General features: G+C 53.2%; 6 protein-coding genes. All 6 read right to left on the bottom strand.

What is annotated here, in order from left to right:
* Nucleotides 1–138: 138 nt before the first annotated feature.
* The 6 genes from OCH80_RS07640 to crcB all read right to left on the bottom strand — a co-directional run bounded on the left by OCH80_RS07640 (nucleotide 139) and on the right by crcB (nucleotide 10834).
* Complete coding sequence (locus OCH80_RS07640) at nucleotides 139–795, bottom strand: NAD(P)H-binding protein (protein WP_404539588.1); 657 nt, start codon at nucleotides 793–795, stop codon at nucleotides 139–141.
* Between the two features lie 96 nt (nucleotides 796–891).
* Nucleotides 892–1371, bottom strand: a complete 480-nt coding sequence (locus OCH80_RS07635; RefSeq protein ID WP_404539585.1) for a low molecular weight protein-tyrosine-phosphatase — start codon at nucleotides 1369–1371, stop codon at nucleotides 892–894.
* A gap of 142 nt (nucleotides 1372–1513) precedes the next feature.
* Nucleotides 1514–5737, bottom strand: coding sequence for an EAL domain-containing protein (locus tag OCH80_RS07630; protein WP_404539583.1), 4224 nt, complete (start codon nucleotides 5735–5737; stop codon nucleotides 1514–1516).
* Between the two features lie 52 nt (nucleotides 5738–5789).
* Nucleotides 5790–9380 carry an EAL domain-containing protein gene (locus OCH80_RS07625; RefSeq protein ID WP_404539580.1) on the bottom strand — a complete coding sequence of 1197 codons (3591 nt, stop codon included), beginning with the start codon at nucleotides 9378–9380 and terminating at the stop codon, nucleotides 5790–5792.
* Between the two features lie 345 nt (nucleotides 9381–9725).
* The gene (locus OCH80_RS07620; RefSeq protein ID WP_404539578.1) at nucleotides 9726–10475 is read right to left on the bottom strand and encodes a hypothetical protein; all 750 of its coding nucleotides are present in this window, start codon (nucleotides 10473–10475) and stop codon (nucleotides 9726–9728) included.
* Nucleotides 10472–10834, bottom strand: a complete 363-nt coding sequence (gene crcB / locus OCH80_RS07615; RefSeq protein ID WP_404539575.1) for a fluoride efflux transporter CrcB — start codon at nucleotides 10832–10834, stop codon at nucleotides 10472–10474. Before crcB ends, OCH80_RS07620 begins: the two co-directional genes overlap by 4 nt.
* Between the last annotated feature and the right edge of the window lies 1 nt (nucleotide 10835).

Raw genomic sequence — 10835 nt, 5'->3', positions numbered from 1 at the left:
GGCGATTCAACTCGGCATTGAAATGCCAAGTTTTCTCGCCCTCAACGTAATAAAGAACTAACGAATTAAAAAGGCTTCTAGAAGTGACAAAACTTCTGGAAGCCTTTTTATATATCTCAAATCACAGCAGAGAGCCGTTTAATAGACTGGACGGGTATAGCCTGCGGTCTCCGGCTGCACGATGCCAACGCTGGCAAAGGCCGCAAAGGATGGGTCCGCCATCGCCTTCAAGACCAGGTCAGCCACTGAGCTTCTAGAGACGGAGACTCCTTCAAAGGTCTCCCCCCGCTCAGTAGTGACGTACTTGACGTCTGGCCAGTTGGTCAAAGCCGGCATTCTGATCAGGGTGTAGTTCAGGCCTGACTGCTCCAGCCGCTGGCCGGCTTCTCTGGCAGGCAGGAAGCGGCCGCTGCCGACCATTTCGTCGACCCAGCAGCCAAATTCGCCAGGGATCTCATAATACAGGCCAGCCAAGCTGAGGGCAATCACGCGCCCAAAGCCATTCTCTTTGCTGGCTTTGACCAAGTTCTTGGTCGTTGGCGTAAACTTGCGGTCATCCACTTTAGCCAAAAAGACCAGGTCCGCGTCCTTGGTTGCCGTCAATACGGCCTCGTAGTCCCGGCTGCTGCCGGAAATAATGGTCACGCGGCCATTGCCCTGCAGTTCAGTCAGCTTTTCCGGCATTTCTGCCAGCAAGGTCAATTGAACGTCCGCGAACCGTTCCTCGCTCAGCAGGCGCTTGATGACCAGACCGGCAATCCGGCCGCTTGGGTGCAAAATCGTAAATCTTCTCATAGAACCTATTCCTTACTAATGCACAACAATTGCTAATTGTTGCTGCTAATTACTTAATTACTTTTATCCAAAATAGATTCTACTACATTTTGCCAGCTATTGGGCCAAATCCTTTTTAACCGTTTCCAGCAAGGCCTCGCAGCCCTCCTTGATTTGCTTGAAGGCCGTCGCAAAGTCATTGGTGTACCAAGGGTCGTCGATATCGGCAAAGCTGCCGGTGAACTGGCGCAGCTTCACTTCTTTGCGAGCTGGATCCCCGCCGGTAATCCGGTTCATGTCCAGCAGGTTCTCTGAGTCCATGGCAATCAAGTAGTCATACTTGCCATAGTCTTCCTTGGTCAACAAGGTCGCGTAGTGCTGGCCAAAAGGCACGTGCTGCTTGCTCAGCTCCCGCTGGGCCCGCGGATCGATCGGGTTCCCGTAGCCGCCAGCATTGATCTCATCGCTGGTCGTAGCCGCGGAGGCAACTTCAACCTGATCCGCCAGGCCATTTTGTGCTAAGAGCTGCTTCATGGTAAATTCCGCCATTGGCGACCGGCAGATATTGCCATGGCACACAAATAAGATCTTCTTCATCACGTCTACCTCTTTTTTATTATCTGTTTTAGACAGCCTGCTTTAATTTGATTGGCCTATATTATACCATGCTCAGGCTTTTGCCCGAAAAAAAGAGTCCTCTTCTTTGCAGAAAAGGACTCTTGCTTTGCAATTTTGCAGGCTAATGACCAGCCTTCAGGTCAGCTAAGGCTTGGTCAAGCTGCTTGGCGGCTTGCTGGATGTGCTTTGGATAATCGCAGATCTTGCCAGTCACCAATAGGTCGATCCGAGTACTCTTTGCCAGGGCCGCCTGGAGCTCCTGCTGCTTGGCCGCGAAAGCTTCCTGGCTGACTTGCGGCAGGACTGCCACGAAGACTTCCCCGCCTATCCGGTACAGGTTCTGGGCGGGGAAAATGTCATTGAGCAGGTCAGCGGTCTGCTGCAAGAGCAGGTTCCCTTCCTGCGGGCCATGATCAACGTTAAAGTCCCGCAAGCCGTACAGGTCAGTATACAGCAAGCCGGCTGGAATCTTGGCTTCCTTAAGTTCAGCCAGCTTGGCCTCGTATGCCGTCTGATTGCCCAAGCCGGTTAAGTGGTCGCTTGGCGTGCCGGCTGCCAGTTCAGACATCCGCTGGATCGTAGCCAGTTTAGATGACAAATACTGGGTGTATTGGGCCAACAGGTCCTTGGCGTAAGCCAAACGGTCGGCCTCAAAGTTTTCCACCCCAAGGTAGCCCAGCAATTCCTGCCCCTTAAAGAGCGGCACCAGGAGAATTCTGATATTCTTCCGGGTCAGCTCATAGAGCTCGCGGTCAAAGCGCAGGCTTTCCATGTTGCTGATATACAGGTATGGCTGCCCGGCCCGCAGCTGTTCCAAGTACCCGATCAAGGCCTGACTCAAGCGGTCAGAAATCCGTCCCAGCAGGCTCTGTTTCTTGGTCCATTCATATTCCAGCTTGCCGGCCCCGCCGTGGTTCGTCAGCAGGTAGACCCGGTCGGGCTCAAGCAGGCTGGCAACTTCCGCCAGCGAGAAGTTGATCTGGGAGACGTGGTCTTCTGGGCCATTCAGGGTCCAGGCCAGGATGCTGGCTTGGGCCGCTACGTCCGGCGCCTGCTTCAGGCGCTTGAGTTCGCTTGAGTCGCCGGCAATCTTGGTGAAGGCATATGCCACGCAGCCAGGAGTCTCTGCTGGAATCAAGGTAAACTCAGCCCAGGATTCCATGGCCTTGGAATAGAGCCGGCGCGAGCTGGCCCGACCTGTCTGCAGCACTGCTAACGGCAATTTGACCCATTGCGGGTTGTCGCCTGGCAGCACTTCTGTCAGCTTCTTGCCCAGCAATTCGTTCTTGGTCAAGCCAACCTGCTGGCAAAAGGCCCTGTTGACGCCAACGAATTCAGCTTCAGCGCCAATTTCGCTATGCGTATAGTATGGCCGGACGATGACATAAGGGAGCGGCAGCTTTTCATAAGCCTGCTTGCCTTCCGTAACCGCGTCATTCTGACTGCCCAAAAGGGTGACCTTGAACATGGCATGCTTGTCCCCGCGCACGATCAGCTTGAAGCGCAGGCGGTAAGTCTCGCCCGCACTGGTCAGCGCCGCGATCTGCTCATGGGCCGAGCGCTGGGCAACGCTGGCAAAAGCGGCCAGCTGCCGCTGCAGATCTTCATCGCTCCAGGCCATTTGGTGCTTGTCTTGCAGAGTAATGCCGATTTGCGCGGCAAAGGATCGAAAGCCAGAGTTCATGTAGTAGTAGCTAAAGTCGCCCTGGCCATAAGCCAACAGCGCCAGCGGCTGGTCGCTGTTGACGTCGACCAGGCCAACCGTTTCAAAGAAGCTGTTCTCGTCGCTATTCTCCCATTCAACGCCCATGTCTTCCAGGTGCTCTTCGACTTCGGTGAAGTTGTTTGGCTTGCCGTAGTAGTAGCCCTGAACGACTTCGCAGCCAATGTCCTTCAAGAAGGCCAGCTGCCGCTCGCTTTCCACCCCTTCGCACAAGGTGTGGACGTTCAGGCTTTTGGCCATGGAGATCAGGGGCCGGATGACCTTTTCGCTGTTTTCATCAAAGTTGCGCATGAAGATCATATCCAGCTTGATTTCATCAAAGCCGTATTCCTTCAGGGTGTTCAAGCTGGAAGCCCCGCTTCCGAAGTCGTCCATCAGGACCTGGAAGCCATCTTTGTGAAACTGGTCGATAGCCCGCTTGATCTTGACCGGATCTTCGGTCAGGATGGTTTCCGTAATTTCCACCCGCAGCATTTCCCGGGGAATATCATACCGCTTGGTCAAATCCACCAGAATCTGGTTGGGGTTGGTCGTCACGAAGTCGGTCCGCGACAGGTTGAAGGACACAGGCACCATCGGCTTGCCTTCAGCCATTCGCTGCTTGATCAATTTGGCAGCTTCCTCAAGGACGTACATGTCCAACTTGTAGGTCAGGTTGGAGTCTTCCAGAATTGGCACGAAGCGGCCAGGCGACATGAAGCCGCGGTTTTGGTCACTCCAGCGGGCCAGAGCTTCCAAGCCGGACAGCTTGCCATCCATCAGGTGCACTTGCGGCTGGAAGAAGACCTCAACGTCTCCGTTCTTGATGGCGTCATCAATGTGGTCAACAACGAACTTGGTGTATTCAGCTTTTTCGCTGAATTCCGCCGTGTAGACCTGGTAGCACTTCTTGGCGCCTTCCTTGACCTCATCGCAGGCCGTCTTGGCATAGTCGTATTCAGTATCAATCGATTCGGTACCGTCTGAGTAGTAGATTCCGGCCTTCAGGTACAGCTTGAAGGAAGGATCAAGCTTGGAAACTGCCTCATTGGCCTTTTGCACGTTCTTGATGGTCTGGTCTTCATCAGCCGAGATCACGACGAAGTGGTCGTTCCCAAAGCGGGCCATGTTCTCGCTGCCGAAAATCTCCGTCAAGACCTGGGCTACCTTCTTCAAGCATTCGTCACCGGCCTCGTGGCCATTGATGACGTTATAGAGCTTGAACTTGGCCAAGTTGAAGTAGACGATCGTCGGCATGAAAGATACGCTGGCCTGCCGGCGGGCGTTTAGCTTCTTGGTTAGGTAGTACTGGGAGTAAAGACCAGTCAATTGATCGTAATTGACCATCTTGAGATAGGTATCGTCTTGCCCCTTGTGCTGCATGCCGGCTAATTCTGAAACCAGCAATTGCCTGAACACGACCACCTGCAGGCAGAAGAAGATCAGCCGCAGGGCTGGGTAGCCGATCCAGCCCCCATGCGTGGCCACTTGCTGGTACAAGTCAAAGACCGCGCTGAGCGACAAGGCGGCCATGCCGGCCAAGAGCAGCCAATGCAGCGGCAGCATCAGTTTGCTTTCCGTTTCCTTGGCCTTCTGCTTTTCGGCTTCAAAATCATCAAGGATCAGCGGCTTGGTCTCTTTTTCCGCCCTCTTTCGCGCGTAGTGCCGCCACAGATCGATGCCGCTCACCAGCATGCCGAAAACGAAGGCAATGGCAAAAACCAGCTGGAAGACCGGCACGGCATCGGACATTTCTCTCTTAAAAAGCAGCCAGCTGCCGGCCACGTAGGCCACGTCAATCATGGACAAGGCAAAGCCAAAGGCGGCATAGCCCTTGCGTGGCTGCTCAAGCTGGGCGTTGATGACCATGATCAGCAAATATGGCAGCACCATCAAGACTGGATAGTTGAACAAGCGCCAAATCCGGAAGTGCCCATAAAGAATGGCGGGCACGTATTCCAGCTGCAGCTGCCAAAGCCCGAACAGAATCGAAGATTCCGCGAAATAGCGCAGGCTGGACCGCATCTTGTCAATCAAAGGCGCGGTCAAGGTCAAAATAAAGGTCGTCAGCCCCAGCAGGATGATGACCATGTCCAGCAGTTCCGGCAGGGTATTGTTCTTCAGGTAGTCGCTCAGGTAGCGGCCGCTGCTGCCCAGGCGGCAGTTGAAGATCTGCCCGCTGGCTTGCTGAATGCCGCTCAGGTACAGGCGGGCAGTTTGCCCGGCATACTTCTTGGGCACCATGATTTCACTGGTTAAAGGCTGCTTCTTAGGCGTCAGCTGCAGCCAGGCCGTGCTGACCTGCGGGTGACTCACGTAGATCCGCTTGTTGCCAACGTAGAAGCTGATTTGCTCGATATTGTCTGAGACCAGAATCAAGTGCTCATTGTTTCCCAGGTTTTCAGGCAGCTTGAGATAGATCGACTTGTGATCCGTCCCCTTGTCCGGCCGCAGGTCACCCAGCTCTGCCTTGCGTCCCTTGGCGTCCGTCCAGGAATTGGTAACATCGGCAATCTTGTCTTCTGAAAAAATTCCCTGATAAAAGCCACTTTCCCCGCGGCCATACAAGCTGAGCACGCCAAAAGCCGCCATCACCAGCGCGATGATGATGGAATAGACTGTAGTGCTTTTAAGCTTTTTCATATTTTTTCTCTCCAAGCTAGCTTTAGACTTCTGACTACAATTATAGCCTATCTTAGCGGTAGCGCTTGTGCTTCTTGTAGTATTCGTTCTTGGCTTCCTGCATCTTGCGGTCGGCGCTGCTGATAGCCTCTTCCAGCTTATGCGAGTCAGCGCACCACTCTACCCCGATCGAGATGGACGGCGTGTCAGGCTGAGTCAGCTTGCGAGCAAAGTCGTGGCACTTCTTCAAAAAGTCCAATCTAGTGTTTTCGTCATCAAGAATGACGAACTCATCGCCCCCAACGCGGTAAACGAAGCGGTGGTCAAAGTTCTCGCTCAAGAAGTTTCCGGCCTTGATCAAAAGGGCATCCCCAGCCGGGTGGCCCAGCTGGTCGTTGGTCTCTTTAAGTCCGTTAAGATCACAGTAGACCACGCCAATCCCCTGGCTGGCTTCAGCCTGCCGGTAGCGCTTGACCTTGGCCAAGTACGGGTGCCGGTCATTCAGGCCGGTCAAGACGTCGGTATCGCGCTGCAGCTCCAGATTGCGGCTAATGATCTTTGCGCCAAGGAAGTCCGCGGTCAGCTCAATCAAGTTCTTGAAGTCAATGTTCAGGTCCGCGTCAAAGTTTTCGGCGACCACGAAACCCTTGATCGCCCCGCTTTCGTAAAAGGCCGCGAACATCAGGTTCTTGACTTCATAGTCAGTATAAGAAGCAATGATGTCGGGAAACTTCGCCTTGATTTCAGCCGGATCCGTCAAAACCATGCTTTCAAGCGCGGCGAGCTCGCCCTTCTTCAAGCCGTGGCCATCACTGGTAATATTGACGTACTGCTGCTTGGCCTGGGCGGAGGCAATCCCGTGTCTGACCCATTCATAGGTATTCTTGGCAAAGCGCTGGTCGGTTTCCATCAAATAGAAGCGGTCGGCTCCGATGTCCCGGCCCAGAGTGCCCAAGGCATCCGCGATTGCCGTCTCCAGCTTGCTGTTCTTGACGTTCAACCTTTCTGACAGTTGAATGATCTCCTTGTTGGTCTGCTGCTTCTTTTCCAATTCAAGTTCGCTCTGCTTCTGCTTGTCAATGTTGATCAAGACCAGCGAGTAGGCATCAGGCACGGAGGCAGGCGCGACCACGTATTCATACCAGTGACCGTAATGGTTTTTGAAAATCCCCGTCTGCAGCTTCCGGGTTTTAGCCGTCCTGGCAAATTCCCTCATCCAATATGGAAAATCTTTCTCAGTCGTAAACTTGGACATTCTAGAGCTGAGCAGCCTTTCGCGCGTCTGGCCGATGACATCCGCGTAAGCCTGGTTGACGTAGACATATTGCATGTCGACCGGCTTGCCCTTGCGGTAGACCGGGGTCACGATGAGGTATGGCATTGGCATGTCCCGGTACTGATCAGTATTCAGGTTAAAATTGACCAGTACGCCTAAGTCGTTGCGCGCCTTTTGATGGTAGACCTGGTTGGCATTATAGGAAGTCAGGACATCGACCATGGCAAAGGCACCAGTGTTGGGATTTCTGGAGATAATCCGCTGGTAGCCTTCCACATACAAGTTGTTTGGAAAGCTGTGCACGCTGAAGTGCCATTTGGTCCGGTGATCGTGCCAGTATTCTTCCTTGATCCATTCCTTAACGTCCACGAGGTACTGCGGCCCGATCGCTTTGAGCTCCGTATTGAACGGATCCTCTTCCATTTCCTTCAGGGTCACGGACCCGCAGGCGATCAGGTATTGGGTGTAGCCCTCATTGCCCCGCACGTAATACATCTTGCCGTCGCGGTACTCAAGCAGGCCGATTGGCGTCCCCTTAAAGTACTTTTCAAAAATCGGGTCGTCCTCTTCAAAGGACAGGCTTGGATCTTGAACCTCCTGCTTGAATCTGGGCCTATCCAGGCTCAGCATCCCCATCACGTTGTAGTAGTTGGATTCTTCTAAGCGCTCGACGTTGGCATTTGGCCCAACGATCCAGTCGCGGTAAGCCTCTTCAAAGCTCTTTGGCAAGCCGAAGTAGTAGCCCTGGACGGCGGAGCAGCCGATCTCCCGCAGCACGAGCAGCTGGTCGGCATTCTCAACTCCTTCCACGACGGTGTCGATGCCCAATTCTTCCGCCATCTCGATCATCTTTTTCAAAACGACCTTGGACCGCTTCTGATCGGCATCGTTCATGAAGCTGGCGTCAAACTTGATGCAGGTAATCGGAAAGCTCTGCCTCATGATGCCAACTGAGGAATAGCCTTCGCCAAAATTGTCGACCCAGACGGAAAAGCCGTTCTGTTCAAAAATTTCCATTTGCTGCTTGATCTTCTCTAAATCAAGCGCACGGATGTCGTTGGTGATTTCGATAACCAAGAGCTCTGGGGACAGGCCCGACTCTTTGAACTTGCGGCTGATGGCCTCGGCCATGTTGAACTGCTCAAATTCAGAGCTGAAGAGGTTGATGGAAATGGCAATATCGTCGCAGCCCCGCTGTTTCAGCTTCTGCAAGTCGGCAATGACCCGTTCGATCATGTACAGGTCCAGGCGGTAAAGCACATTGGCCCGGTCAAGAATTGGAATGAACTGCTCGTCGCGCAGGGTTCCGCTTTCTGGATCCCGCCATCTGGCCAGCGCCTCCCAGTTGCCAGTCTGTCCGTTCAGAATCCGGACGATCGGCTGGTAGTAGGGCTCAATCCAGCCCTCTTTCAAGGCTTGGTCAAAATTGCTGAGGATATAGTCCTCAAACTCAATTTCATGCTTGCTGTCTTTTTCAAAATAGGCAATATGCGAGCCAACCTGCTTGCGGTCACGGTTGCAGGCCAACATCGCATAGTCACAGACCGACTTGATGTCTTCATAGGTCAGGTTGGCTTCATCATATACCCCGATCCTCACGCATAAAGACTGGCCATGGTTGATTGTTCTGGCCTGCTGGAGCAATTTGCGCAGGTGGGCGCCCAGGTTGTTTTCGCTCGTATAAGCGTAAAAGTTGTCCTCATCAAAACGGGCACAGTTTTCATTGGTAAAAGTGCGGCGCAGCAGATCCGCGAAGGCAATCAAGAGCTGGTTGCCTTCAGAGTAAGAGTACTGGCGGTTGAACTGCCTGAAGCCAATCAGGTTGAAGGCCAGCACGACCGGCCGCTTCCCTTCTTTGAACATGCGCTTGGTCCCGGCATCAGCGAGTTCATAAAAGTAGGAGGTTGCCGGCAATCCCGTCAAGACGTCATAGTACTGCCGCATCGGCTTTTGCTTAAGCACTGGCTCTGAAGCTTCATCGTCCCTGAAAAATTGGGCCAGCCGCTGGCTGCTTTCCTTGGTAAACCAAATTACGATCGTCTCGTGGCCCCCTTGCAGGCGGTGCTTGCCTTGCGCCTGAACGACCGCGTAGTCCTCGTCAATTGGCGTCTTGATCCGGTAGATCGCGTTGAATACGGCTGCCTTGCCGCTGGCAAAAGCCAGCAGCTGGTTTTGAATGTAAGCCAGATCATCTGGATGAATGTAGCGAAACAGGCTCGTGCCGGCTTCTTTAAGCCGCTGAGCAGGCGTTTGCCCGTACATTTCGCTGAAACCGCGCGACGCCGCCAGCATCAACAGACGACCGTCAACGAATTGGTAGACGCCCATGGCAATTCTGCTCGACTCGATTTTCTTTAATTCTTGTGGATCAAGCTTAAACCGTTCCATTTGTTTCTCCTCAAATCAGTTCAGCCGGGTGGCTGACTCGCGCTGCCTTAAGCAAGGCCTAACCATGTGTTATTTTAAATCGTTATTTATTTAACAATTTGCATGATTAATAAAGCATGCAGTCATACATGTTAATTATTATATATAAGTTGTCAACAATGGGCAAGCGCCAGCCCTCGCCAAAAAGCGGTGTATTTCTGGACATCATTGCTTAATCTTATACTTGTTTTGTTATATCAGTGCCTGCTCAAGCAAGATTAAAAAAGAATTAAATAAAAATAATCCTGAAAAGCAGGTCTGCTGCCCTTCAGGATTTATTTTCTTAGCTTTTGGCTAATCTTTGCTTTACTTATTTTTCTTGTTTAGGCTGCTTATTTGCTGCTTCTTTTCCTGGATGACTTTCCAATCGCCGGCCGCCATGTAGCAGCTCAGCAAGACGGCCAGCGCGAAGCCGACCACGCTGGGCCAGGAATAGCTGAAGAAGATCTTGGAGTAGACTTCCCGCTGAGCCAGATTGGTCATGTATTGGGTCATGAAGATCTGGCAGCCAAAAGCCGCCCCGCCCCCAAGCAGGATTGGCAGCCAGGCCAGGCGCCGGCGGAAGATGATCAAAACCGCGCCAAGCAGATACAGGATCACGACCATCCAGACCGACAGCTGGTAGATGACAAAAATCTGCTCAATGTCATCATGGTGGACCTGGAACTCCGTATTGATCAAATAGAGAATCAGGTAGGTCAGGAACTGCTGGACCCGGTTCTTGGGATGCAGTTGCAGGTCCTTGGCCTGGACCTCTTGCCGGTTCTTGTACTTGGAGACGAAATGGTAGAGGCTGATGTAAGAGCCGCTGACCTTCAGCGTATCCGGCACCTGCTTGACCAGCTCATCCTTCAGTCCTGCCGCGACCGTTGCCCTGGCAACGATCGCCAAGGCGGTATCATCTTCTTCATCCGCGAACTTGTCAATCATTTCCGTCGCGAATTCCTGCGTGTCTTCCGACTTAAAGGTCATCGGCCCCGTTAGCAGACAGACCAGGGACAAGGCGGCCACAGCGATCCAAAAAACTTTCTTTAGCGATTGCGGTACATTTTTCATTGCAACAACTTTCCAAGGAAATACCCAATTGTAACCAGGATCATCCCGCCAGCATAAGAAGCCAGCAGATAGATCTTCAAAGTCCGCTTGCGCTGAGAGGAGGCCAGAGCGACCAGCTCGGTATTCAGGGTGGAAAAGGTGGTGTAGCCGCCCAGAACGCCCGTACCCAAGAAGGCATACAGGGCCGGATTGACCTGGAGCGCGTAAAGCAGGCCCAGCAAAAAGGTCCCGGTCAGGTTGATCACCAGCGTCGGAAGCGGCAGATCCGTCTGCCGCATCCAGTGCTTCTTCCCATAATTAGTCAGCGCGAAGCGGGCGACCGCGCCAAGCGCGGCCCCCAAACCAACGACAGCAAACATT

Origin of the sequence: Lactobacillus sp. 23-2, from assembly GCF_044902225.1 — a bacterium.
Lineage (GTDB): Bacteria > Bacillota > Bacilli > Lactobacillales > Lactobacillaceae > Lactobacillus > Lactobacillus absianus.
This window is presented reverse-complemented; position numbering and strand designations above follow the sequence as displayed.

What these genes read in the sequence shown, in the direction of transcription:
- OCH80_RS07640 (WP_404539588.1), bottom strand. Translation starts at nt 795, where the DNA reads ATGAGAAGATTTACGATTTTGCACCCAAGCGGCCGGATTGCCGGTCTG.
- OCH80_RS07620 (WP_404539578.1), bottom strand. Translation starts at nt 10,475, where the DNA reads ATGAAAAATGTACCGCAATCGCTAAAGAAAGTTTTTTGGATCGCTGTG.
- OCH80_RS07635 (WP_404539585.1), bottom strand. Translation starts at nt 1,371, where the DNA reads ATGAAGAAGATCTTATTTGTGTGCCATGGCAATATCTGCCGGTCGCCA.
- OCH80_RS07630 (WP_404539583.1), bottom strand. Translation starts at nt 5,737, where the DNA reads ATGAAAAAGCTTAAAAGCACTACAGTCTATTCCATCATCATCGCGCTG.
- crcB (WP_404539575.1), bottom strand. Translation starts at nt 10,834, where the DNA reads ATGTTTGCTGTCGTTGGTTTGGGGGCCGCGCTTGGCGCGGTCGCCCGC.
- OCH80_RS07625 (WP_404539580.1), bottom strand. Translation starts at nt 9,380, where the DNA reads ATGGAACGGTTTAAGCTTGATCCACAAGAATTAAAGAAAATCGAGTCG.